This window comes from Chitinophaga sp. (assembly GCF_017745275.1).
GTDB lineage: Bacteria > Bacteroidota > Bacteroidia > Chitinophagales > Chitinophagaceae > Chitinophaga.
The window spans coordinates 42,020-67,376 of sequence record NZ_JAGHZS010000013.1; the positions used below are offsets into that span (position 1 = coordinate 42,020).

Annotated in this window: 17 protein-coding genes; 9 read left to right on the forward strand and 8 right to left on the reverse strand. The window is 46.0% G+C overall.

The genetic code is table 11. From position 1 onward, the window contains the following. Positions 1–62: 62 nt before the first annotated feature. Both J7623_RS30785 and J7623_RS30790 read right to left on the reverse strand, forming a co-directional pair. Entirely contained in the window at positions 63–446 is a 384-nt protein-coding gene (locus J7623_RS30785) for an SdpI family protein (RefSeq protein ID WP_291928927.1), read from the reverse strand. 166 nt (positions 447–612) lie between these two features. Then, on the reverse strand, positions 613–3,306 hold the full coding sequence (locus J7623_RS30790; RefSeq protein WP_291928930.1) for an AsmA-like C-terminal region-containing protein: 2,694 nt from the start codon (positions 3,304–3,306) through the stop codon (positions 613–615). A 95-nt stretch (positions 3,307–3,401) separates the two neighbouring features. Between J7623_RS30790 and J7623_RS30795 the strand changes: the two genes are divergently transcribed. Beyond that, positions 3,402–3,998, forward strand: a complete 597-nt coding sequence (locus J7623_RS30795; protein ID WP_291928933.1) for an RNA methyltransferase — start codon at positions 3,402–3,404, stop codon at positions 3,996–3,998. An 85-nt stretch (positions 3,999–4,083) separates the two neighbouring features. On the opposite strand, the gene J7623_RS30800 is transcribed toward J7623_RS30795, so the two are convergent. From J7623_RS30800 to J7623_RS30810, 3 genes are all read right to left on the reverse strand, one after another. Then, a complete protein-coding gene (locus J7623_RS30800) occupies positions 4,084–9,534 on the reverse strand; it encodes an Ig-like domain-containing protein (protein ID WP_291928936.1) in 5,451 nt (1,816 codons plus the stop codon). A gap of 507 nt (positions 9,535–10,041) precedes the next feature. Then, the gene (locus tag J7623_RS30805) at positions 10,042–12,420 is read right to left on the reverse strand and encodes a ribonucleoside-diphosphate reductase subunit alpha (RefSeq protein WP_291928939.1); all 2,379 of its coding nucleotides are present in this window, start codon (positions 12,418–12,420) and stop codon (positions 10,042–10,044) included. Between the two features lie 117 nt (positions 12,421–12,537). Next, on the reverse strand, positions 12,538–13,512 hold the full coding sequence (locus J7623_RS30810; protein ID WP_291928942.1) for a ribonucleoside-diphosphate reductase small subunit: 975 nt from the start codon (positions 13,510–13,512) through the stop codon (positions 12,538–12,540). A 445-nt stretch (positions 13,513–13,957) separates the two neighbouring features. Between J7623_RS30810 and J7623_RS30815 the strand changes: the two genes are divergently transcribed. Both J7623_RS30815 and J7623_RS30820 read left to right on the forward strand, forming a co-directional pair. Further along, positions 13,958–14,599, forward strand: coding sequence for an ATP-binding cassette domain-containing protein (locus tag J7623_RS30815; RefSeq protein ID WP_291928946.1), 642 nt, complete (start codon positions 13,958–13,960; stop codon positions 14,597–14,599). 1 nt (position 14,600) lies between these two features. Then, positions 14,601–15,728: a hypothetical protein gene (locus tag J7623_RS30820; RefSeq protein WP_291928948.1), complete on the forward strand. Its 1,128-nt coding sequence runs from the start codon at positions 14,601–14,603 to the stop codon at positions 15,726–15,728. Here J7623_RS30820 and J7623_RS30825 read toward each other — a convergent pair. Further along, positions 15,717–16,286, reverse strand: a complete 570-nt coding sequence (locus J7623_RS30825; protein ID WP_291928951.1) for an NAD(P)H-dependent oxidoreductase — start codon at positions 16,284–16,286, stop codon at positions 15,717–15,719. The two genes, J7623_RS30820 and J7623_RS30825, sit on opposite strands and share 12 nt — an antisense overlap. Positions 16,287–16,341: 55 nt before the next feature. Next, positions 16,342–17,895: a hypothetical protein gene (locus tag J7623_RS30830; RefSeq protein WP_291928954.1), complete on the reverse strand. Its 1,554-nt coding sequence runs from the start codon at positions 17,893–17,895 to the stop codon at positions 16,342–16,344. Between the two features lie 153 nt (positions 17,896–18,048). On the opposite strand from J7623_RS30830, the gene leuC reads away from it, so the two are divergent. The 5 genes from leuC (at position 18,049) to J7623_RS30855 (ending at position 23,582) form a co-directional block, all read left to right on the forward strand. Continuing rightward, positions 18,049–19,458 carry a 3-isopropylmalate dehydratase large subunit gene (gene leuC, locus J7623_RS30835; protein WP_291928956.1) on the forward strand — a complete coding sequence of 470 codons (1,410 nt, stop codon included), beginning with the start codon at positions 18,049–18,051 and terminating at the stop codon, positions 19,456–19,458. A gap of 68 nt (positions 19,459–19,526) precedes the next feature. Beyond that, positions 19,527–20,279 (forward strand): class I SAM-dependent methyltransferase, encoded by a 753-nt coding sequence (locus tag J7623_RS30840; protein WP_291928959.1) that lies wholly within the window; start codon positions 19,527–19,529, stop codon positions 20,277–20,279. A 15-nt stretch (positions 20,280–20,294) separates the two neighbouring features. Next, positions 20,295–20,894 (forward strand): 3-isopropylmalate dehydratase small subunit, encoded by a 600-nt coding sequence (gene leuD / locus J7623_RS30845; protein WP_291928962.1) that lies wholly within the window; start codon positions 20,295–20,297, stop codon positions 20,892–20,894. 76 nt (positions 20,895–20,970) lie between these two features. Further along, a complete protein-coding gene (gene leuB / locus J7623_RS30850; protein ID WP_291928965.1) occupies positions 20,971–22,050 on the forward strand; it encodes a 3-isopropylmalate dehydrogenase in 1,080 nt (359 codons plus the stop codon). Between the two features lie 26 nt (positions 22,051–22,076). Further along, positions 22,077–23,582 (forward strand): 2-isopropylmalate synthase, encoded by a 1,506-nt coding sequence (locus J7623_RS30855; protein ID WP_291928968.1) that lies wholly within the window; start codon positions 22,077–22,079, stop codon positions 23,580–23,582. 131 nt (positions 23,583–23,713) lie between these two features. Here J7623_RS30855 and J7623_RS30860 read toward each other — a convergent pair whose 3' ends face one another. Then, entirely contained in the window at positions 23,714–24,391 is a 678-nt protein-coding gene (locus J7623_RS30860; protein WP_291928970.1) for a M15 family metallopeptidase, read from the reverse strand. 146 nt (positions 24,392–24,537) lie between these two features. Between J7623_RS30860 and J7623_RS30865 the strand changes: the two genes are divergently transcribed. Next, on the forward strand, positions 24,538–25,320 hold the full coding sequence (locus J7623_RS30865) for a glucose 1-dehydrogenase (RefSeq protein ID WP_291928973.1): 783 nt from the start codon (positions 24,538–24,540) through the stop codon (positions 25,318–25,320). Positions 25,321–25,357: the final 37 nt, after the last annotated feature.

Here is a 25,357-nt window from a genome sequence, read left to right on the forward strand (position 1 = left end):
GATAGGGTTTATAATTATACATAAGCAGGAAGGGCGTTGCGAAAGCGGCGCCTTTTCCTGTTTTATTCGGGTAAGATACGGTTACCGTCTTTATCGAAATGCCGGGTTAATTCCCATTCAGTATCTCCCACCATATACATCGTTCCAGCTACTACGGCGCCAACAGTGAGGTACCAGAACCAATCTGTCTGGCTCTCAAATAGCAATGCGCAGGCGATGCCAAAAACAAACATAATAATGCCTACCCGTTTGGAAATGCCGGCGGCATATTCATTGGCGGAATGCCACATTTCAAGTGTTTTGGTAGATAGCACACTGCGGTAACCATACCATGATTTGGTCGTTTTGGGCGGAAAGCGGTGAATAACATATCCCATCAGGATAAATAATACGCCGGCAAAGATAGCAGCGTTGCAGTACGTGGTATGGAGGAAACGCAACAACATGGTCCGGGGTTTTGGTTACCATAAGTTACGAAAGAATTACGAATTACGGATTACGAATTACGAATTACGAATTACGGATTACGGATTTGTGGGTAGATAGTAAACGCGAGTAATAACCTTCGCTTATATCTACCCACAAATCCGTAATTCGTAATTCGTAATTTTTTTAGTGTTTCGTGGTATCTGTATTGTTAGACTTCTTCTTAAACAATCCATTCAGTGTATTCTTCACCGTTTCTCCGGCTTGTTTGCCCACATTTTCCAATGGTTTGCCAGTGTGAGTGGAATCTTTCTTTCCGCTGAGTTGATTTTTGAGTTCATCTTTCAGGGAATTCACAGCGGTGTTTTTCAGCTGGTTGAGGCTGTCTTTTACCGTGTGTTTTACAGAATCTACTTTATTTTTCACCAGTTGTTCTGCTTGTGCTTTCAGGTTGTTGGCAGATTCACGCAGATCCGTTTTAACGCTTGGTTTCAGGATGTTACCTCCCATCAATACCTGCAAATGCACGCTATCACCCAGGTTTACCGGGATGCCTTTGCTTTGCGCCTGTGATGCCAGGTTGTTCACCAGCGCATTACCTGCCGAGCCCATCAGGCTGCGTGGCAACGTCAGTTGCAGGGTATAATCGAGCGACTGGTCAAAGCCGTGTGAACCGGCAATGTCCATGCGGACGCCAGCTACTGTTACTTTGAAAGGATTCACTTTTACGCGGCCATTTTCAAAAGCAAAGTAGTTTTTAATATCACGCAGGGAAAGGTCTTTCAGTTGCGCTACGTTAAGGCTGTTGGCCAATTGATCTACCGGGGCAAACTGTTTCAGGAAACCCTGTATCAGCAGGAGGTTACCATCACCGGTGAGGGTATTCAGTTCCGGCGACATATCCTTGCCCAGCTTACCATGCATAGTTAACTGCGAAGTAATTTTACCAGAGAGGAATTTACCGATCGGCATTAACTTCTGTACGGTATTGAAGGTATTGAAGGTTTGTTGTACATCGAGGTTTTGCACGTTGTAAGCCAGGTTAATATCCGGGTTTATTTTGCTGGCTTTAGTGCTGTAGCTACCGTTGATTTCCATGGTACCCTGCAGTGCATTGGCTTTCAGTTGTTGCATGGTCACGGTTTCATCTTTTACGAGCAGGTTACCGCTTACGTTGGTGAGGTCGGCTTTGTCGTAGTGAATTTTATTCACATTGGCTACCAGTCCAAGGTTCAGGTTAGCGGGAACAGCAAACGGTATTGCAGCGGCGCTGTCTTTTTTAGCGGTAGCAGGATCCGGAGCGGTAGGGGTGGTTCCCATCCATTTATCCAGGTTAATTTCATCTGCCTTAAAGTTCATTTTGCCATCCAGTGGGGCATTTTTGAACGTATAGGCGAGCAGGTTATTCACTTCTCCGTTTGCTTCGAAGTTAGTACCCATGTATTGTCCGTTCAGGTCTTTTACTGTTACGTTTTTAGGGTTAAACTGAAGGGAGAGGTTATTCACTTTTACGCCATCGGGGTAGTCTTTGCTTTTATAGAGCATGTTACTCAATTGCAGGGTACCGGCGGCGTAGAAGCGATCGTATTGTTGTTTTTCGATGGCGCTCATATTGCCTTTGGCGCTGATGTCTGCATCCAGTAAGCCGGATAAGTTGGTACCGGATTCCAGTTTCACGAACTGGGTGATTTTAGACAGGTCCAGTTTGCCTTTGGCGGCAGCATCTACATACAGATCAGAGATCGGTGTTTTTACCAGCAGGCGCAGGTCCAGCGGGGTGTTATCCATTTCCAGGTGGCCGGTAGGCATATCTACCACGGTATGATCAGGTACGCCATCCGGGTTACTGATTTTCATAGCGATCTGGATATTTTTTACCGGTTTAGGCAGGTCAGGATATTGGAAGAAACCATCTTTCACGGCCAGGTTCAATCCGAACGAAGGCATTTGCACGGGCGAGTAGTTGCCTTTTACGAACCCATCGAAAGCGGCGGTACCGTTGGTTTTTATCTTATCGAAATCCGTTTTATATACAGTAGGTACCAGCGACAACAGGTCTTTAAAATTGGTAGAAGGGGCTTTGAAGCTCATGTCCATACCATAGGTAGAGTCATTTACCAGTTTAAAGAATCCCTGCAGGGCCAGTTCCAGGTTGTTGATGGCAGCTTTACCATCTTTCAGCGTATAGGTGTTACTGTTATTATCTACCTGGATGGCGGCATCCAGTTTGGTTTTTACCTGCGACAAATAAGGAATCAGTCCATAGCGGAAAGTGATACCCTCTGCTACGGTGTTGGTTTGCAGCAGGAATTGATCCTGCGTGAAATCACCTTTACCCTGGTGGGTTAAGCCGGTAATGAGTAAGGCCATATTTCCCTGGCGGTCATCGTAGCTGATCAGGGCGTCCTCAATTTTATATTGTTGCAGGCTGAGGGCAAATTTACTTTTGCCGGTATCAGCCGGTGTAGTGGCGCTGGTATCCGGTTTGGTGATATTCCAGTTGGCGGCGCCGTCTTTATTTACAATAGCGTGTATCCGTGGCTGTATGAGCGCGATATTATAAATATCCATCTTATCGCCTTTCACTACACTCATGAGATTCAGGGCTACATCAATTTGTTTTACTGCCAGCAGGGTGTCTGCAGAAAACTCACCGGTACCAATTACCTGTAAGTCTTCCAGCCCAACGGCCAGTCGTGGGAAGTGTCTGAAAAGACTGATATCCACGTCTTTAAAGTCCACTTTGGCATTGAGCCGGTTATTCAGTTCCGTTTTAACTTTCGCAATGATCTTGTCTTTGAAGAAATAGGGAATGGCGATGGCTGCCAGTATCAAGACCACTATTGTGATGCCCACAATTTTTAGGATCTTTTTGAGCATAGGCTTTTTTTTGCGGTGAAGATAAGGAGAAAGGGACAAAATCTCAATCATCCTGCCTGAAGGCAAAATACATCTGCTTTTGTTACTTTTGCACCATGACACCAGAAAGAAGGGAACGACTATTGTCGGTATTAAAGAAACGGCAGGTCAATTTAACAGTGGTGCTGGAAGATGTACAGGACCCCCACAATGTAGCCGCCGTAATGCGTACATGCGATGCCGTGGGGATGCAGGATGTTTATATTATCACCTCAAAACCACCCCGGGATAAGAACTGGGGACACCGGAGCAGCAGCAGCGCCAAACAATGGCTGACCATCCATGAATTTGATAATGCAGCAGATTGTTTTACGGAGTTGCGTAAGCATTACGATAAGATACTGACCACACATCTGGCAGCAGATGCGGTGAGTTTATATGATATTGACTTTAAAGGATCTGTTGCATTGGTTTTTGGCAATGAACAGAATGGGGTGAGTGAGGCAGCGCGGGCTATGGCTGACGGGAATTTTATTATCCCGCAAATGGGCATTATCCGTTCTCTCAATATCTCGGTTGCATGCGCCGTCAGTATTTATGAAGCCATGCGCCAGAAAACTATCGCCGGACATTATCAGCAACAAAGCCTGCCGGATGATCGCTACAATACCCTATTAACGGAATGGGGCTTTAAGGCGGAAGACCTGGAGTAAATTACGGATTACGGATTTGTGAGAATATAGTAAAAGCGAGGATCATCCTCGCTTTTACTATATTCTCACAAATCCGTAATTCTTTCTATTGCTTCACCACTTTCATCGTTTTGATTTGTGTACCCTGACTGATACGGATATAGTAAATACCCGGTGCCAGGTTTTGTCCTACCTGGTAGTTGGTGCTGCTGCTTATTTTGGTGGTATAAACAACATTACCTGCATTATTAAAAATCGTCAGTAGCGCCGGGGCTTTCGAGGTAGCGGTTACTTTCACATTAAACGCGCTGCTCGAAGGATTGGGATATATGGCGGTGGTAAAATCTATCTTACTTTGCTTGTTTGATTTATTGTCGGCCAGCATCATGGTGTTGGAAGTTTGACTCAAACTTTGCAGCGTATCTCCCGGGGAGGTGTTGCGCACTTCAATGGCCGCAATAGCGCCACTGTAAGGATCATACAGTCCCTTTTTAGGATAGAACCATACCTGTATCAACCCGTTATTATCTGTTTTTGCCCGGATAGTTTTTATAACGACCGTATTTAGTTTGTTACCTGCAGCCTGGTAAATATTAAAGTCTGTCAGGCTGTCCAGTCCATTGGAGGCTTTCACACTGAATGTGCGGTTGTTTTTCTGTGCATCCTGGAATTCCAGGAAGTGCATGCGGATGGAATAAACCGTGTTAGGTGAGAGATTCCGGAGATAATAACGCATTTGGGTAACGTTATCTTTGAACATGCGCAGATACTCGTATACCTGTGGCGGTGCAGGATCTGCCACGTGAGATACATCTACCGGGCCATCTACTTTCAATACCCAGGTATAACCGGCATGCCACAGTTTATCCGTGCCCGTAGGACCTTCCGGAACATACTGTGCAAAAGTAGTATTGGCATATGGACCAGGAGGCGTTAACGTAGTACCCGCATTGATGCCTAAAACAGCCGATTTATTGGTCTTTAATACTTCTATGCAATAATCATCTACCCATACAGTGCCAGGGCCTAATTTAGCAATCCAGTAAGTGAGGCCGGTGGCACTATCCGGTACATTGATAGTATCCCTGATCTGTGCCCAGTTATCGAGGTAGGCAGGTACATTAAATACATCTTTTGAATAAGACGCATTACCGGTGGCGTTACCGAGGCTATCAATAAAACCAACACCATATCCTGCCCACCACGGATAGCCATTGGCGTCTTTTTCTACTTTAATCCATTGCGTAAATACAATGATGCTACCACCTCTGACAGGGATGGCACTTTTCAGGTTGAGGGCAGTCTTGGTATTGGTGTAACCCAATGTGGCGGCCTTATCGCCGGAGTGGCCTTTGCCGTTAACGGTATATACCGCACCTGGTGTAAGCGCTGTATCTTTAAACGACAGCCAGTTAACAAGACCACTTTCAAAGCCATAGTTAGGAATGCCGCCGCAGGAATCAAATGGTACCACCGTTACAGGTATTGCCACGGACACGCCGGAGCTGTCTACCGTATTAGCGGTGATAGTGAGCGAGCCTTGTTTAACTGCTGTTACCAGGCCGCTGCTGTCCACTGTGGCTAACGCAGTATTAGAGCTGCTCCAGGTAACTTTTTTGATAGAAGTATTGGCAGGTATAAAAGAGATCTTTATCCGCACGGTGTCTTTTTCTCCAATGATGAAAGGAGATGGCTGGAATGTTAAACCGGTGGCCAGTACATTCGCCACATGGATATTGGCTTGTGCTGAAATTGCCGGATTATCTGCAGATGTAGCTTTGATCACTACATCGCCTTGCTTAAGGCCGCTGACAAAACCGCTGCCGCTAACAGTTGCCAGTGTTGTATCTGAAGAAGTCCAGATGACACCTTTGTTGCTGGCCTTCGCCGGCTTCACGGTGGCATTCAGTTGTAACGTGTATCCCACAAATACATTGGCAGAAGTGGTATCTAATGTGATACCGGTAACAGGTATATAGATAACGTTGTACGTTTTGGTAGCTATAAAGCCTCTTTCTGCGGATTTCGCTGTAATAATGACTGTGCCTGCTCTTTTCCCGGTTACAATGCCATTCAGGTCTACTGAAGCAATGGAATCATTGGAAGAAGAATATATCAGGTTCCGGTTGGTAGCATTGGCTGGTGTGGTGGTGAGCTTCAACGTGTCTTTGTAGCTAACGTATAAGTTACTGCTGTCTGAAGAAATACTGATGGCCTGCAACGGAATAATATTGGCTTCGAGTGCAGCAATAGAAGCACTGTAAGGACCATTGGTTACGCCATTCGGATAAAAGTATACGGTGATCAGTCCCTGATTATCTGCTTTTGCTTCCAGCGTACGTATTACTACCGTATTTAGCTTGTTACCAGCCGCCTGATATGGGTTGAAGTTAATAAGACTATCTCCGCTGGTTTTTACACTAAATACCCGGTTGGCTTTATCTGCGTCAACAGGTTCAATAAAATGCAATCGCAGTGAATAGTTGGCATTAGGAATCAGGTTGCGGAAATAATAGCGCATGGGCGTTTGATTCACCCTGGAGATGCGCATGTATTCATACACTTGCCGTGGCGCAGGTACAGTCACCTGGCTTAGGTCCACGGTAGCGGTGATTTTTACATTTCCCGTAAATCCTGCGTGCCATAGCTTATCAGTGCCGGCAATGCCCTCCGGTACAAACTGGCCAATAGCGGTATTCTGATACGGTGTTGCCGGGTTGCCCGTGCTACCTGCATTAATAGCTACTACGGTAGTATTGACCACCAGTTGCACAGTTTTGGTAAAGCCTCCGTCTGCTGCGGTAATGGTGAGGGTAGTAGTGCCCGTTTTCAGGCCGGTTATAATGCCGCTGGCATCTACCCGGGCAATGGTGGTATCAGCTACCGACCAGCTAAGGGCTTTATTAGTGGTATTGGCCGGTATAACGGAAACGACTACCTGCTTAGGCGTATTCATACTACCAAATACTACACTGTCTACCGTAATGCCGGTAGATATGGTGGGAAGAATAACGAGCAGTTGTCGTGAACTGGTTTTGCCACCATCCACGGAAGTAAGTGTAATGGTAACTGTACCGGCATTGATGGCGTTTACATTTCCGAATGGATCGACTTTCGCTATCGACGTATCAGAAGACGTCCACGTAACGGATGGATTAGTAGGATAAGTTGGGGTTAACTTTGCATTCAATTTTATAGCATATCCTTTTACAATAGTATCTGAAGAAGGATTGATGATTTCCACGGATTGCACAGGGCCGGCTACTGGCGCACCGAAATACATACCATTGCCATGTGCGGAAATAATCATTCTGCCTTTGTTATCGGCGGCAATACTCGGTGCTACGCCTGCCAGGCGGTCTAAGATGGTGGTCCAGGTGCGGGCGGTATCATCTGAGCGGAAGGCGCCGTAGTACACACCGTTGATGGGAACGGACTGGCTGGTAACAAACAATGTCAGGTGGGCATTAGGTGTGGTGTCGGACATGGTTACGGCTACCCATTTGGGTTTAAAGTTGTCGCCACCCACTTTGACGAATGTTTTGCCGGTATCTGTAGTGTGATAAAGACCGCCGAATTGTGGATAGGCTTCATTATGGTAAGCAATCCAAACATCTCCCGTTTTCCCGGGTGTTGTTTCTATATTGGATGCGGTGGCATAAGCGGAGCCATTGCCAGCGTTATTACCGCCATTGGCAGTAAGACCGGTGGCATCCGTTTTCTGGAATGATTTGCCACCATCGGCGCTCACAAAAAAGGAACCGCGATCCCATACATAGAAGTAATTACCATTTACTTTATCTGAGGCCAGGTGGTTTTCTCCGGGATATACCATCCACTGTCCACCTGCCGGCAAAATGCCAGGAGTAAGGCCGGTGGATTTAGTCCAGCTGCTACCCAGGTCAGACGACCAGTAAACGTTGCCCAGGCTATTGCCGTCCATTTGCGTGAGCCATACAATGTTGCGGCGATCTGCAGATACTGCCATGCGGCCGCGTAAGCCCGGTGATTTTGGAAAAAGGGTATAGGTATCGCCACCATCAGTAGAATAACCTGAGCGGGAGTCGGCGATGTTTGAAGTGCCGGCGCCATCGGAGCCGCAGCGTACTATAAAATCAGGATCGGTATATTGGAAAGCTACACCGTTCATATTGAAGGCACTGAAAACGTTATTATGCAGTGCAGTATTGGACACCGCGCCCTGAAATAATGGCTCCGTCAGGGAACGGTGGGAGCCACCTCCCACGTCTGCAGTAGCGGTGAGTAGTGCATTTTTACCGCTGGGAGGCGCCAGCATAGGACCTGTAACCATCACTTCTTCCAACCCTGTTACACGGATCTTCCAATCATGGGATGCATCGTTGATGTTATCTGTAGAGAGTATATCTGTCAGATCGTTGATCCATACCCTGTTGGGATAAAAGGGATCCCAGGTAAATGCATAGGTGTTATGTCCCGGATCATTATACGACAAGCCATCATTCGCGGAATGCGGCGCTTCTGAATTATCACGGCTATGGATAACTCCGGGAGTATAAGAGCCGAGGGTACCGCCATCTTTTGAAATAAAATATGGATCTTTTTGCCAGGAGCCACGAACGCCTACAATAATATGATTTGAATTAGCCGGATTGATGCCCACTTTGGTGAAATACCGGTCGCCTTTGTTGGGATCGGGGTCTAACGTGATAGGCGTAATTTCTTGCCAGGTGCCATTCTTATACTTGTATACGCCCTTTTTCAGGTCTTCTGCCCCGGCAGTTACATACAGGGTGCCATCGGCGTGAATCGCTGCCCTGACCGGGTATAAGGGAGTATTACTCATTAACGTGAAAGAGCTACCGCCATCGTCGGATACATATATGCCGTTGGAGCGGCCGATATAAATACGTTTGGTTACGTTTACGCCATTGATGGCATAGGTGCCCGCGCTTTTGTCGAACAACAGCAAAGAGCAATTGCCTGGCGTGGTAATAGCGCTGACCTGTGTCCAGGAGGCGCCGGCATCATCAGATTTCCAGGCGCCATTCTGGTCTGTTACTACCCATATGCGGTTGCTGTTGGAGGGATCTACCTGTATACGATTCCCGTAGGTTTGTGAGCCATTGGGATTGACCAAAATGGGGACATGTAAATCTGTCCAGGTGTCGCCCCGGTCTGTGCTCTTCATGATAGTACCGGCACTGGTACCTTTACCCGGACTGGCACCGGCTACGTGTTCCACCGTAGCATACAGGATGTTACCGGTAGCATCGTTGGGATCTACGGCAATGCTGCCGCAACGTTGGCTAAACTCCCAACCCCAGTACTCGACGGGCATCTTCTTATATAACATCAGATGTTCCCACCGCTGCAGGTCTTTATTCCACCGGTAAGGAGTGCCAACATCAGTGGTGATAAAATAAAGGTCCGGCACTTTCGGATGTGCCACAAAATTGGGAAGGGCGCCGGAGCCGCCTAACCGGACCTGGTTCCAGGTATACGTTTGGGCACGTACTCCCTGCGACGCCACCAGGTAAAAAATGGTAAATAGTAGTGTGTAGCAGATTTTCTTCATGTTCATAGTGGAATTTATTGAGAATTGAAATGATCCTGGTTGTTCCTTCCATACCATTGCTGACTCAAACAACGTATAGGCTGTACCGTAGTAAACAATTTCCTGTCGATGTCTTTGATCTGTGGGCTCCATAAGGGACAGGTACTGCTACTGCTACTGCACGTCTGAAATGGAAATCTGGAAGAATGACTATATTTTCATTGCATTTGTTTTATGATCACAGTGCGCGGGAACGGGAATGAACACGATCGGTAATTCTATTTCTCCTGCTAATATGGCTGATAGATAAGTATACGTTTGTGAAAGAAATACTACGTAGTGGGAAAGGAAAAATATTTCAAAATGGGGAAAGTAAGGATAGATAAGGGGAATGGGCGAATACTGCATTTATATAGCAGTTATAATAACAGGTGATGGTTGTTAAAATGGAAGTGGCTGGCTACTACGCACAAAAAAAATGCCCCCCGCTGTTGCGGAGGGCATTCGCATTTATACTTACATAAACCCTTATGCACTACATGTAACACAACCTTCTTCCATGGTGCAAACTGCACCCACAATAATCTCTTCTTCCTGGTTACCACCGCTGCCGGCAGCCACCACTGGTTGCATTTGCTGGCCACCTTGTTTTTCCACCGTAAATTGTACGGCTTGAGCGGCAGCTTGTGTACGCAGATAATACATACCTGTTTTCAAACCTTTCTTCCAGGCGTAAAAGTGCATAGAGGTCAGCTTGGCATTAGTAGGCGTGTCAACAAACAGGTTCAGTGATTGTGACTGGCAGATGAAAGCACCGCGATCGGCTGCCATGTCAATCAGGTTACGTTGTTTGATTTCCCATACTGTTTTGTACAGTTCTTTGATATTAGCTGGTATTTCGGCAATGTTCTGGATAGAGCCATTGTGCGAAATAATCTTTGTCTTCATATCATTGTCCCACAGGCCTAGTTCTACCAGGTCTTTCAGCAGGTGCTTGTTTACAATCACAAACTCACCACTCAATACACGACGGGTGTAGATATTGGAAGTGTATGGTTCAAAGCACTCGTTGTTACCGAGGATCTGGGAAGTAGAAGCGGTAGGCATTGGTGCCAGCAGCAGGGAGTTGCGGATACCGTCTTTTACGATTGATTTTTTCAGTTTTTCCCAGTTCCAGCGTGGAGAAGGTGTTACGCCCCACATATCAAACTGCAGGATACCTTTAGAAGCAGGAGAGCCTGGGAAGGTTTCGTAGGCACCGTCTTTTTTAGCGAGGTCGTTGGAAGCGTTTAAGCTGGCGAAGTAGATGGTTTCAAATATTTCGCTGTTCAGTTTTTTCGCTTCGTCGCTTTCAAACGGATAACGCATGAGGATAAACGCATCGGCGAGACCTTGTACTCCCAGTCCTACGGGGCGGTGGCGCATGTTACTGCGTCTCGCTTCTTCAACAGGGTAGTAGTTGTTGTCGATGATTTTATTCAGGTTCAGCGTAGCCTGGTAAGTAACTTCGTATAATTTATCGTGGTCAAATTTACCGTCGATAACAAAGCGTGGCAGGGCGAGAGAAGCCAGGTTACATACGGCTACTTCGTCTGCATCGGTGTATTCGATGATTTCAGTACACAGGTTGGAACTCTTGATGGTACCCAGGTTTTGCTGGTTGGATTTGCGGTTGGCAGAATCTTTATACAGCAGGTATGGGTTACCGGTTTCAATTTGTGCATCGAGGATGGCGAACCAGAGGTCTTGTGCTTTGATGGTTTTGCGGGCACGGCCTTCTTTCTCGTATTGTTCGTAGAGGGTTTCAAATTCTTCACCCCAGCATTCGTGCAGTCCTGGTGCTTCATGAGGGCAGAACAATGACCATTCACCATTGGCTTCTACACGTTTCATGAACAGGTCTGGCATCCAGAGGGCGTAGAACAGGTCGCGGGCGCGCATCTCTTCTTTACCGTGGTTCTTACGCAGATCCAGGAATTCGTAGATGTCGGCATGCCATGGTTCCAGGTAAATAGCGAAAGCGCCTTTACGTTTACCACCACCCTGGTCTACATAGCGTGCGGTATCATTGAATACACGCAGCATAGGGATGATACCATTGGAAGTACCGTTGGTACCGCTGATATAAGAACCTGTAGCGCGGATGTTGTGAATGCTTAATCCAATACCGCCGGCGCTCTGGGAAATTTTAGCGGTTTGTTTCAGTGTGTCGTAGATACCTTCTATGCTATCATCCTGCATGGTGAGGAGGAAGCAGGAAGACATCTGTGGTTTTGGTGTACCTGCGTTGAAGAGGGTAGGTGTGGCATGTGTAAACCAGCGCTCACTCATCAGGTTGTACGTTTTGATGGCAGACTCAATATCTTCTTTGTGAATGCCTACAGATACGCGCATCAGCATGTGCTGCGGGCGTTCCTGTATTTTACCATCTGTTTTCAGCAGGTAAGAACGCTCCAGGGTTTTGAAACCGAAGTAATCAAAAGCGAAGTCGCGGTCGTAGATAATGCTGGAATCCAGGATGTCTGCATTTTTTTCAATGATCTCCCAGATTTCATCAGACAATAACGCAGCTGATTTACCGGTTTTAGGATCAATGTAATCATACAGTTTCTTCATCGTTTTAGAAAACGACTTAATGGTATTTTTGTGCAGATTGCTTACTGCTATGCGGGAAGCCAGCAGGGCGTAATCCGGGTGTTTGGTCGTGAGGGAAGCGGCTGTTTCGGCAGCCAGGTTGTCGAGTTCGCTGGTGGTTACCCCATCATACAAACCTTGTATTACTTTCTTTGCTACATCAATTGCATCAACATATTCGGTATTGAAACCATAACAAAGTTTTTCAATACGGGCAGTGATTTTGTCGAATTTCACTGCTTCTTTTCTGCCATCTCTTTTAATTACGAACATGGGTTTGTGAATTTAGCTTTTAGCTATTAGCTGTCAGCCATTAGCCAAAGGAGGTTAGTAAATTTTGTTTGTTCGCTGCATTTAACCAGTAGCTAAAAGCTAGCAGCTAAACGCTATTTAAAAATCTTCTTCCAGGGTGAATGTCTGTGATTCTTTAGTGCCACCCATAACACCGGATTTTTGGTAATCGCCCACACGTTTTTCAAAGAAATTGGTCTTACCCTGTAAAGAAATCATTTCCATGAAGTCAAATGGATTAGATGCATTAAATATCTTGGAGTAGCCCAGTTCACCTAACCATCTGTCGGCCACAAATTCAATGTATTGCGACATCAGGTCAGCGTTCATGCCAATCAAACCAACTGGCAGGGCTTCTGTAATAAATTCTTTTTCATAAGATACCGCATCACGGATGATGGTGTGTACCTGTTCCTGGCTCAGCTTATTTTCCAGCATGCTGTAGAGCAGGCAGGCAAATTCGCAATGCAATCCTTCGTCTCTACTGATGAGCTCGTTAGAGAAAGTCAAACCTGGCATCAGGCCTCTTTTCTTTAACCAGAAAATAGAGCAGAAGCTGCCACTGAAGAAAATACCTTCTACTGCGGCGAAGGCTACCAGGCGTTCTGCGAAAGTGCCGTTCTCGATCCAGCGCAAAGCCCATTCAGCTTTCTTTTTCACCGCAGGCACGGTGTCAATAGCGTGGAATAAACGATCTTTCTCTGCCGGATCTTTCACATAAGTGTCGATCAGCAAAGCATATGTTTCAGAGTGGATATTTTCCATCATGATCTGGAAACCGTAAAAACAACGGGCTTCCGGAATCTGTACCTCACTCATAAAGTTTACTGCCAGGTTCTCATTTACAATACCATCACTGGCGGCAAAAAATGCCAGCACATGAGAGATGAAATGACGCTCACCGTCATTCAACCCTGCCCAATCCTTCAGGTCACTGCTTAAGTCTATTTCTTCTGCTGTCCAGAAACTCGCTTCATGCTTTTTATATTGCTCCCAAATTTTAGGGTATTTGATCGGCAATAACACAAAACGATCCTTGTTCTCTTTTAAAAGAATTTCATTCTCGTTACTCATCTGTTAATTATTTTATGGGTACTGTCGAAGGTTTTTGGTTTTTCTGTCTGGGGTCAGCATACTGAAATCTACACTTATCTCCTCACACAAATCATATTTCAACATTCCTGCATCCTAAAATCCATACGCTCAGGATTACAAATGTAAGCATCCAGTTTAGGGCACCACTTTTAAGTTTTCAACAGGTGTGGAAAAAGATATAGAACATTCTCAAATTGTAGTGGCATAGCATGTTTCACGGGTAAATAACGTCTCTATATGTAATATCATTCCCATGTGAAAAAAGAACCGCGGAAACACCCCGATATATGATAATTTTTTTGCTGTCAGGTCTAACCGCATGATGGTCAGCCGAAAAAGGGGCAGGAAAAATTTTTGTTAAAAAGCAGGGCTATTATATCTATATATGCGTTAATTTTTCATATTTACATTTCAAGCTATTATTATGTCATCACCCGTGATCGCACTTCGTGCTGTGAAAAAGAACTACCAGGATGTCCCCATCCTGGATATTGCCCAGCTGGAGCTGCCTGCCGGCATCTACTGGCTGCAGGGGGAAAACGGCGCGGGCAAAACCACCTGTATGAAGGTGATGGCGGGTTTGATCCCTTTTAAGGGAGAAATTGTATTGCAGGGAAATGTGAGCAGCCGGGAACACCCCGTCCGCTTCCGCCGGCTGATCAATTATGCTGAAGCAGAGCCGCTTTACCCCTCTTTCCTCACCGGGCGCGATCTGCTCGACCTCTACCTGCAAACAAAAGGTGGAGATAAAGCCGTCATCCGCGAAATCAGCGAAAGCCTGGGTGTGGATATCTTTGTGAATAACTCTGTAAGCAGCTACTCCAGCGGCATGCTCAAAAAACTGTCACTGCTGCTGGCCTTCATAGGCAATCCGGCCCTCATCCTGCTGGATGAGCCCCTGATCACCATTGATACCCGGACACTGGCCGTATTATATGACCTGATCCGCACCTATAGCGCCAAAGGCGTTTCTTTCTGTATCACTTCCCACCAGCCACTGGATCCGGAAGAATTAACGATAACGGGCACACTGAAAGTAGCTCATAAAAATATTACGCTCAGTTAATATGCGTACCACTTCAGCTATACTTAGTAAGATATTCACACAACGATTTTATATTGAGAACACCGGATTTTTCCTTGTACTCTTTTACGGTCTGTTCGGGGTGGTAAATGGTAGTAACCTGCTGGCTTACCACAAAGGACTCATGCTCGGATTTTTAGGTAACTATAGTTTCCTCATCCTGGTCCTCCTGCTGTGGACCGCCTACGCCCTGAAATGTAGCGGGTTTATCCTCAAAACATTCAACCTGCAGGGATACGATTTCTTATTTCCCACGATGGGCAGTATTGAAAAACCTGCGCGTATCCGCATCTGGCTACTGCTGCACACCGCTATTTATATGCCTGTACTGATATATGCCGGTATTGCACTGCTGGTGGCCATACAACAACATTATTATATATCGGCCCTTTGTATAGTGATATTGAACATCGCGAATTGCATATGGCCGTTAACGTTATATGAAAGAAAATTATCACAGCCGGATGTCATCTTTTTTACCGGTCACCTGCAACGATGGATCAACCGGCATTTTACCAAGCCACCGGTGCTGTTTTTTATTTATGAACTGCTTACTAATTTTCCACGCCGCATTGTCAGTACCAAGTTGTTCTCCGCCGGTGTGCTATGGCTCACTTTCCTCATCATGCGCCAGGGCGGATATTTTGATCTCCGTGGACTGCAGATCGGCGTCATGCTGAGTGTGCTCACACACATGCAACTTATGGTACATCACCGCGCCTTTGATGATACTTATCTCAACTTCATGGAAAATTTGCCCATCTCGTTATTAAGGCATTATTCACGACTTATTGGCGTATATATCATTATGTTTTTACCGGAGATGATCATCATTACCGCTAACGCCTATACGAAAAGCTCCCCGATGGGACTGATCACCGTATTTGCTACTGCTTTGTCGTTGCTCATCTTATTCCGCGTGTTATTATTTTTCCCGAAAATGAACCCGGAAGTACATGTCAGGTACACCCTGCTCACTTCTTTCATCGTATTATTCATGGTGCTCGGAAATTATGAATGGCCGGCTATCCTGTTGTTACAGGCAGCATCGGCCATCATCTTCTTTAAAAAATATCGTCAGTACGAACCGTACATAGAATCAACTTCCTGAGCTCATTTTATCACTCAGCCTCACCAGCGATTCCAGTAACAGCGGGAATTGCGTGAGCAGGAATTCATCAGTCAGATTACCTGATTCGTCAAACTTATGTTGGGCATGACCAATCATAATTTCTGGCTTATTCACCACATAAGCATTCAGGAATACCATCACCTGGCGTAAATGATATTGCATTCTTGCAGTACCTATTTGTCCCTGAGACGCGCCCATGATAGCCACTGCTTTTTCAGAGAATGGTTTGTCAGGGTGCCTGGAAACCACGTCTATAAAGTTCTTCAGCGCACCTGGAATAGAGTAGTTGTATTCAGGAGAAACAATGATAACCCCATCGGCTTCCTTGATTTTCTTCACCAGCGGCACTACCTCTCCGGGTAATTGTTCCGTGTGTAAATCGGCATTATAAAAAGGAATATTGTCAAAATGTACCTGCTCAATTTTGATATGAGAAGGCGCCATTTGTTGCAGCGCTTTTAACGCCATGGTGTTGTAGGATCCTTTACGGAGGCTTCCGGAGATAGCAATAAAATGGTACTCTTTTTTAGCAGACATATGCTCAGTTGTTTTATGTCCGCGAATATAGACGTTTATTGATGGAAAAACCTATTTATATGCGCTTCTCTTTATTCACAAACTTCCGGTGAATCACTTCCTGTACAGGGATACTTTCAATTTTACTTTCCAGCCAGGAAATAATGTCCAGGTAAAGAAAGGAACGGCGCTCATAAGGATCCTGTGAAATCTGCTCCAGCCGGCTCTTCAGATCGGCGAAGGCACTGCGCAATGCTTTCGGATTTGCATAAATATAACGGCGCAAAAATTTCATAATTTCTTCCATCACCAATCCCAGGTCTTTGTGCTTCGAGATAAAGTGATACACCGATTTAATCAGGTATTCCACGAGGCTGTAATTTTCCAGCTCATAGTGTGCAATCAGGTGCAGTATGCGGGCAAAGCACTGTATATCGGCCCGCAGGTTACCGATTTTTAAATTGATGATCTTATTAAGATATACAATGGCTTTACTGTTATCTCCGCTACCAAAGTACAAACAGGCTATCTTATAATAAAATACCAGCACCCGGTGTTGATCTATTTTCAAGGTGTGGTTACTGATCTCGGTTTCCAGTTCCGGTACCATCGCCAAACCCTGACTGAACGTGCCTTCCAGGAAGTAGCGGTTGATTTTGGCGGTGTATAAATATACAAACGCTGACGTACGGGTATTCTCGTGGAAGTAATCCTGTTTTTCCTGTATAAACTCTTCCAGGTCCTGCAGGGCCGATTTAAATTTCTCGAAGTTGGAGGTATAAAAATGTGCAGTCAGCAGGTTGTGCTGGGCTTTGATGTACAGGTCCATATCCGTGTGTTGTAACGATGGATAGGTGCGGAACAGGTCCACCCATTTCTGGGTGTAGCGGTAATACATCACGAAGTCCTGCAAAATATAGTAATACCAGCTGGATGCCTGGTACATATACACTTTCTCATAAAAGCTCATGTGCGCATGCTGTAATGCCGGCAACTGGCTTTCAAAAAAGGATTTCACCATTTCCCCGTCACGCTCGTTGCGGGCATGTCCCAGCTTGAGGTACAGGCCGTACATACGTAGCGACAAAGTAGAAAGGCGACTGATATTTGTGAGCTGTTGCTCTATTTGCCTGGACTCAGCGCTTAATACTTCTGCGCGGTTTTCCAGGCTGCGGGTAATATGACGGGATTCTATCAGCTTTTCAAATTCCACTATTTCATATGTCAGCATTACTTCTTCCTGCTCCAGTGCCATGCTTTTGGCTTTGGCCAGGATCTTCAGGCTCTGGTTGTAGAGGCCTTTGTTGTAAAGTACCCGCGCATGATCCAGTTGCTCGCGGAGGTCGATCAGCGGATCTTTCTGCTTGTACAACTGCCGTAAGCTGGACAACAGGTGTTTGTAAAGATGTGCTTTTACATTCGATAACTGTTGCTTTTTAATATCGGTGATCTTCTTTAATATCTGCTCTTCATCGTATTCTTTCATTTTGTCCAGCGTATTGAAAAGCTGGATGAATAGTACATCTTCTTTGGTATTGTTTTTATTAAACGCCAGCTGAAAATTACGTTTTTCGGCTTTTGTTAGTGTTTTTATTAATATGAATAAGGCGTCACTTTGACTGTTGGGCATCGTTATTAAAGTCTTATAAAATGCTGATAAACAATAAGTTAATGTATATCGGAGGCTGTTAAAGGTTGTAATTAAAGCAAATTTAACGATATGTCAATTAATTAATGACCGTTAGATTTGAAGGTATAAATAATTCTAAAAGGAAGCAAAAGGATGGGAAAAACGTTATTTGATAAAATCTGGGATGGCCACATCGTGGTGAGTAAGCCGGGGCATCCCGATGCTGTGTACATCAATACACACTTTATTCACGAGGTAACCAGCCCCCAGGCATTTGACGGACTGCGTAAGCGGAATATCCCGGTATTTCGTCCTGCCAAAACCAGGGCCACCGCGGATCACAACGTACCTACCCTACACCAGGACCAGCCTATCAAAGAAGCATTGAGCCGCCACCAGGTAGAAATGCTCACTAAAAATACCGCCGAATTTGGGGTAGAACTGTATGGTCTGGGACATCGGTTCCAGGGCATTGTGCACGTGATCGGACCGGAACTGGGTATTACCCTGCCGGGCATGACCATTGTATGTGGCGACAGCCATACCAGCACCCATGGCGCTTTTGGCGCAGTAGCATTTGGAATCGGTACCTCCGAAGTAGAACAGGTACTGGCTACCCAATGTATCCTGCAATACAAGCCCAAACGCATGAAGATTGAAGTGAACGGGCAACTGGGCAAGGGCGTACTCTCGAAAGACATCATTCTTTATATTATCTCTAAAATATCCGCTTCCGGTGCTACCGGCTACTTTGTGGAATATGCAGGAGAAGCCATCCGCAGTCTCAGCATGGAGGCCCGCATGACCATCTGCAACATGAGCATCGAAATGGGTGCCCGTGGCGGATTGATCGCGCCGGATGAAACTACCTTTGAATACATCAAAGGACGTGAGTTCGCACCTAAAGGGGCCGACTGGGATCAGTCGCTCGCCTTCTGGAAAACGCTGTACTCCGATCAGGACGCCGAATTCGATAAAGTACTCACTTTCGATGCGGCCGATATTGAGCCGCAGATAACCTATGGCACTAATCCGGGTATGGGAATGGGCGTTACCCGCCATATTCCTGCCCTGGAACAACTGGACGAAAAAGAAAGACCTTCTTTCAAAAAATCGCTCGAATACATGGAACTCCAGCCTGGCGCCGCTTTGCTGGGTAAGAAAGTAGATTATGTATTCATCGGTAGCTGTACCAATTCCCGTATCGAAGACCTGCGTCTCGTGGCCGACTTCGTGAAAGGCAAACAGAAAGCCGATGATGTGGTGGTATGGATTGTACCCGGTTCCAAACAGGTAGAAGCCCAGGCCATAGAAGAAGGCATTGATAAAATATTTGCCGCCGCTGGCTTCCAGTTGCGTGAACCAGGTTGTTCTGCCTGCCTGGCCATGAACGAAGATAAAATACCAGCCGGCATGTATTGCATCTCTACTTCTAACCGGAACTTCGAAGGCCGCCAGGGACCCAATGCCCGCACCTTCCTGGCCAGCCCGCTCACAGCAGCGGCAGCAGCCATTACCGGTAAAGTAACAGATGTGAGGGAGCTGTTAGCTACTAGCCTTTAGCTTTTAGCCAGCGAATTGCAGACCAATTAAAAGAAACACTAAAAGCTAGCAGCTAAAAGCTAAAAGCTATGGATCAATGGAACGCCGATTTATATAAAGAGAAACACGCCTTCGTGTTTGAATATGGGAACAGCCTGGTGGATGCCTGGCTGCAACCACAAGCCGGAGAAACCATACTGGACGTAGGCTGCGGTACAGGCGAACTAACGGCGCAACTGGCACAGCAAGGCGCCATTGTTACCGGCCTGGATGCCTCTCCTGCTATGATACAAAGTGCCCGCGCCAACTTTCCGGAAGTGACTTTTGTAGTAGGAGACGCCACCCGCTTCTCTTTACCGCAACAGTTTGATGCCATCTTTTCCAACGCAGCCCTGCACTGGGTTCGTGAAAAAGAACAAGCCATCGAAAGGATGTATACCCACCTGAAACAGGGTGGCCGGCTGGTACTGGAAATGGGCGGTAAAGGCAATGTGCAGGAGATCCTGACAGCACTGGAAAGAGCGATGTCACAACGCGGATACACCTACGAACCATTCTGGTATTTCCCTTCTCCCGCAGAGTATACCACCCTGCTGGAAAAGGCCGGATTCAAAATAGACCGTGTGCATTTCTTTGACCGGCCTTCCAGGCTGGCAGATCCGGCAACAGGGATCAGCGACTGGCTGGAAATGTTTGGTGGCCACTTCTTTGCAAACGTACCGGAAAAAGATAAAGCCGCCATATTGCAACAGGTGCAGCAGGAGCTGGCACCTCGGTTGATGAGAAACGGTGAGCTGTATGCGGATTATGTACGTTTAAGAGTAGCTGCCACGAAAATTTAAATTGTAAAATTCACCATGAGTAAGATATTTGAACACCTCGTTTCACCTGCGGTACCTGTACCCATCGAAAATATAGATACAGATCAGATCATCCCGGCGCGCTTCCTGAAAGCGACTACCAGGGAAGGCTTCGGAGAAAATTTGTTTCGTGATTGGCGCTTTGATGCGGATAATCAACCGAAGGCAGATTTCGTGATGAACAACCCGATCTATGGCGGTAAAATCCTCGTAGCCGGTAAAAACTTTGGTTGTGGCTCTTCCCGCGAACATGCTGCCTGGGCCATTGCTGATGCAGGTTTTAAAGTAGTAGTGAGTAGTTTTTTTGCAGATATCTTCAAGAATAACGCCCTCAACAACTTCATTCTCCCTATACAGGTGTCTGAAAACTTCCTGGACAATATCTTCAAAGCCATCGAAGCTGATCCTAAAGCTGCACTGGAAGTAGACCTGGAAAACCAGTTCATCAAAATAGTGGCTACCGGCGAAAAAGAAAGCTTCGACATCAACCAGTATAAGAAAACCTGCCTGTTAAACGGCTATGACGATATTGATTACCTGCTCAGTCTCCGCAAGGAAATTGAACAATACGAAACTACCAGACCATTTAATTTTTAATAATCACTAACTGCTAAAGGCTAACCGCTGGCAGCTAATAGTTAAAAGGACAAACAGCTAAACACTAAAACTATATATGGGCGTTGAGAAGAAAATACTAGTAATACCCGGCGATGGAATCGGACAGGAAGTAACCGCATGGGGCCAGAAAGTGCTGATGACAATAGCCAAAAACTATCATCACACCTTCACCTTCGAAGAAGGTATCATGGGCCACGTTGCGATAGAAGCTACCGGAGATCCGCTACCTGAAGAAACACTACAGAAAGCAAAGAATGCAGATGCAATCCTGTTTGGTGCCATTGGTCACGCTAAATACGACAACGATCCTACACTGAAAGTAAGACCAGAACAAGGCTTGCTGAAAATCAGGAAAGAACTGGGATTGTATGCCAATCTTCGCCCTATAAAGCTATTTGATGAACTGCTGGAAGCGTCCAGCATTAAACCGGAAATACTTCGTGGTGCAGATATTCTCTTCTTCCGCGAATTAACCGGTGATGTATATTTCGGTGAAAAAATCAGAACAGCAGACCGCAACACCGCTTCTGACCTGATGATTTATCACCGCTATGAGGTAGAACGTATTGCCCGTAAAGCTTACGAAGCAGCACGTTCCCGCCGTAAAAAACTCTGCTCTGTGGATAAAGCCAATGTGCTGGAAGCCAGCCGCCTCTGGAGAGAAGTGGTGCAGGAAGTAGCGAAAGACTACCCGGATGTGGAAACAGAACACATGTTTATCGACAACGCTGCCATGCAGCTGATCAAAGATCCAAAACGTTTCGACGTAGTAGTTACCGGCAACCTGTTTGGAGATATCCTTACAGATGAAGCCTCCCAGATAGCGGGTTCTATGGGTATGCTGGCATCTGCGTCTGTAGGCGACAGCATTGGCTTCTATGAGCCTATTCATGGATCTGCGCATGATATTGCCGGTAAAGGTATTGCCAATCCGCTGGCATCTATTTTATCTGCTGCCCTGATGCTGGATATTTCCTTTGGTCTGAAAACAGAATCCCAACGTGTGATTAAAGCCGTGGAAGCTACGCTCAGACAAGGTTACAGAACAATGGATATTGCGAACAAGCACATTGTGAACGATTTCGTTATGGGGACCGATGCAATGGGTGCTAAAGTATTAGAGAATCTGAATTAATCATTCATAAAATTATTACACTTATCATGGATAAAAATCGTGTATACGTCTTTGATACCACCTTGCGTGATGGAGAACAGGTCCCTGGCTGTCAGTTGACTACTGTAGAAAAAATTGAAGTAGCAAAGAAACTCGAAGCCTTAGGCGTAGATATTATAGAAGCAGGTTTCCCCATTTCCAGCCCTGGCGATTTTCAGAGCGTGGTGGAAATTTCCAAAGCAGTAACGGAACCGGTAATTTGCGCTTTAACCCGCGCCAATAATAAAGATATAGATGCAGCCGCTGATGCACTCCGTTTTGCGAAACGTAGCCGTATTCATACCGGTATCGGATCTTCCGATATGCACATCAAATATAAATTCAACAGCACCCGTGAGGAAATACTGGAGCGCGCTGTAGCCGCTGTTAAGTATGCCCGTAAATTTACCGATGATGTAGAATTTTATGCAGAAGATGCAGGCCGCGCAGATAACGCTTACCTCGCTCAAATGATCGAGGCGGTGATTGCGGCTGGTGCCACCACCGTTAACATTCCCGACACCAACGGTTATTGCCTCCCGGATCAATATGGTGCTAAAATCAAGTACCTGGTAGATCACGTCTCCAATATCGACAAAGCCATCATTTCTGTTCACTGTCATAACGACCTCGGATTGGCTACTGCCAATACCATTGCCGGTATTATCAACGGTGCCCGCCAGGTGGAATGTACCATCAACGGTATCGGTGAACGCGCTGGTAACACTTCTTTGGAAGAAGTGGCCATGATCCTGAAAACGCATCATGCCATGGGCTATCATACCCAGATCAATTCCAAAGGCATTTATGAAATCAGCAACCTGGTAGAAACCATGATGCACATGCCGGTACAACCTAACAAAGCAATTGTTGGCCGTAACGCGTTTGCACACAGCTCCGGTATCCACCAGGATGGTGTACTGAAGCACCGCGAGAACTACGAAATCCTGAACCCGGAAGATGTAGGTATCAACTCCAACGCCATCATCCTGACCGCCCGCAGCGGCCGTCATGCATTGAAGCATCACCTGAGCCGCCTGGGTTATAACCTGGAGCGTATCAACGTAGATGAAGTGTACCAACGCTTCCTGCTGATGGCAGATACCAAAAAAGAAATCAACGATGCCGACCTGTTGGAACTGATGGGCGATGGCGACGCCAAAACATACGATGAAAATGCGATCAAGGTAACTTTATTGCAGGTAGTATGTGGTGATCCGCTGCGTCCGATGGCTACCGTAAAACTGCGCATCAAAGGGGAAGAAAGAGAAGCCAGTGCTGCTGGTAATGGTCCTGTAAACGCTACTATCAACGCCATTCATAATATTATCAGCGATGACATTGAACTGGATGAATTTAATATTCAGTCTATGCGCGGTGGTAGCGATGATGTGAGCAAAGTGAACATGCGCGTAAAGCATAACGGGCAATCTTACTATGGTTTCGGTATTTCCACCGATATCGTAAATGCCTCCGTTCATGCTTATGTGGATGCGCTGAATAAAATATATTAAGAAGCAGAAAGCATAAAGCGGAAAGCAAAAAGCGATTGAAGCGATTGATCAAGGCGAATGATTAAATATGATAATATCCGCTCTGGTCAATCGCTTCAATCGCTTTTTGCTTTCCGCTTTATGCTTTCTGCTCAGAAAAATATATCCATTAAAGGATATCTCTTATAATCCGGCAAATAGTAATGCCACCATTCGGTGCTGCTGCCTTTGAACCCAAATTGCGTCATGGTGTCGCGTAGTAGTTTGCGATTGGCCGCTACTACCGGATCTGCAGGGTTATAATTTTGATGTGCTTTGAAGGTGAAGTCATCGAAGTCGGTGGGCATGGCTACAGGCTGATTTGTTTTGAGGTGTACCATGCTCAGATCTACGGCTACTCCCCGGTTATGTCCTGATCCTTTCCTGGGATCGGCGGCATACAGGTCGTTCGGAACAATTTTAAACATCGCTTCTGTTACGTGATAGGGGCGATATGCATCGTATATTAATAATCCATAGCCTTTTTTACGCAGTGCTTCCTGCACGGCTTTCAGCGCTTTGGCGGCTGGTAGCCGCAGGTAGATATCTGTTTTGGTATAGAGCCGTTGCTTCGTGAAGTTGTTGGTAGTGGCATACCGCACATCTTTGCGGATGCCTGGTATATAATGTTCCAGGTTTACCAGCCGTTGATTACTGTCTGCTTTGATCAGCTGGTCATATTGTTGTTTGCTGCTTAATACGGCCAGTCCATACTTATTAAGCGGTATATTTTGTGCGGTTGCCTGGCAAAATAAGGCGCACAGGCCAGTGATGATCCCGAATATTCTCATGGGCTAAAAGTCAGGAAAAAGGCCCAAATTCGCACTTTGTTATTGAATTTTGCGAAAATTAGGCAAGAAAGTACAGAATACGGTGAAAATAGGATTGCAATCACCTCGTTTTAATAGGTATTTTAGAACCCTTAAAATTTTTAAAGATGGAACTGTTCAGATTAGATAATAAAGTGGCAGTTATCACAGGTGGTGGTAGCGGTATAGGACAGGCAATAGCGAAGACATTTGGTTCACAGGGTGCACAGGTGCATATTATAGAACTGAATGAGGAAGGTGGTAAAGCTACAGCGGACGACATTAAGGCGGCTGGTGGCCAGGCAACCGTACACGCCTGCAATGTGGCCGACCAGGCTGCCGTGAAAAGCGTGATGGATGGTATTGTAAAAGCAGCAGGAAAACTGGATATATTGGTGAACTGCGCAGGCATCGCCCACGTGGGAAGCCTGGAAAACACTGCTGAACAGGATTTCGACCGGGTATACCAGGTAAATGTAAAAGGTACTTATAACTGTATGTACGCGGTGATTCAACAAATGAAAGCACAGGGCGGTGGGGTAATCCTCAACGTGGCTTCTATTGCTTCCAGCGTAGGTATACCAGATAGATTCGCTTACTCCATGAGTAAAGGAGCAGTATTGACGATGACCTTGTCTGTAGCAAAAGATTACCTGGGTGCTAATATCCGTTGCAACTGTGTATCTCCTGCAAGAGTGCATACACCATTTGTAGATGGATTTATTGCCAAAAACTATCCGGGTAAAGAAGCAGAGATGTTTGAAAAACTGAGCAAAACCCAACCAATTGGCCGCATGGCAAAGCCGGTGGAAGTAGGACATCTGGCCTTGTTCCTGTGCTCTGATGAGGCCGGATTTATTACCGGTACCGATTATCCAATTGATGGTGGATTTATCAGGCTCAATAATTAATAGAATGACCGTGTTAAAGTGCGGACGATTACCCGTA

Excerpts from the sequence above, each read along its gene's own strand:
- J7623_RS30785 (WP_291928927.1), bottom strand. The coding sequence starts at position 446 with ATGTTGTTGCGTTTCCTCCATACCACGTACTGCAACGCTGCTATCTTT.
- J7623_RS30790 (WP_291928930.1), bottom strand. The coding sequence starts at position 3,306 with ATGCTCAAAAAGATCCTAAAAATTGTGGGCATCACAATAGTGGTCTTG.
- J7623_RS30795 (WP_291928933.1), top strand. The coding sequence starts at position 3,402 with ATGACACCAGAAAGAAGGGAACGACTATTGTCGGTATTAAAGAAACGG.
- J7623_RS30800 (WP_291928936.1), bottom strand. The coding sequence starts at position 9,534 with ATGAAGAAAATCTGCTACACACTACTATTTACCATTTTTTACCTGGTG.
- J7623_RS30805 (WP_291928939.1), bottom strand. The coding sequence starts at position 12,420 with ATGTTCGTAATTAAAAGAGATGGCAGAAAAGAAGCAGTGAAATTCGAC.
- J7623_RS30810 (WP_291928942.1), bottom strand. The coding sequence starts at position 13,512 with ATGAGTAACGAGAATGAAATTCTTTTAAAAGAGAACAAGGATCGTTTT.
- J7623_RS30815 (WP_291928946.1), top strand. The coding sequence starts at position 13,958 with ATGTCATCACCCGTGATCGCACTTCGTGCTGTGAAAAAGAACTACCAG.
- J7623_RS30820 (WP_291928948.1), top strand. The coding sequence starts at position 14,601 with ATGCGTACCACTTCAGCTATACTTAGTAAGATATTCACACAACGATTT.
- J7623_RS30825 (WP_291928951.1), bottom strand. The coding sequence starts at position 16,286 with ATGTCTGCTAAAAAAGAGTACCATTTTATTGCTATCTCCGGAAGCCTC.
- J7623_RS30830 (WP_291928954.1), bottom strand. The coding sequence starts at position 17,895 with ATGCCCAACAGTCAAAGTGACGCCTTATTCATATTAATAAAAACACTA.
- leuC (WP_291928956.1), top strand. The coding sequence starts at position 18,049 with ATGGGAAAAACGTTATTTGATAAAATCTGGGATGGCCACATCGTGGTG.
- J7623_RS30840 (WP_291928959.1), top strand. The coding sequence starts at position 19,527 with ATGGATCAATGGAACGCCGATTTATATAAAGAGAAACACGCCTTCGTG.
- leuD (WP_291928962.1), top strand. The coding sequence starts at position 20,295 with ATGAGTAAGATATTTGAACACCTCGTTTCACCTGCGGTACCTGTACCC.
- leuB (WP_291928965.1), top strand. The coding sequence starts at position 20,971 with ATGGGCGTTGAGAAGAAAATACTAGTAATACCCGGCGATGGAATCGGA.
- J7623_RS30855 (WP_291928968.1), top strand. The coding sequence starts at position 22,077 with ATGGATAAAAATCGTGTATACGTCTTTGATACCACCTTGCGTGATGGA.
- J7623_RS30860 (WP_291928970.1), bottom strand. The coding sequence starts at position 24,391 with ATGAGAATATTCGGGATCATCACTGGCCTGTGCGCCTTATTTTGCCAG.
- J7623_RS30865 (WP_291928973.1), top strand. The coding sequence starts at position 24,538 with ATGGAACTGTTCAGATTAGATAATAAAGTGGCAGTTATCACAGGTGGT.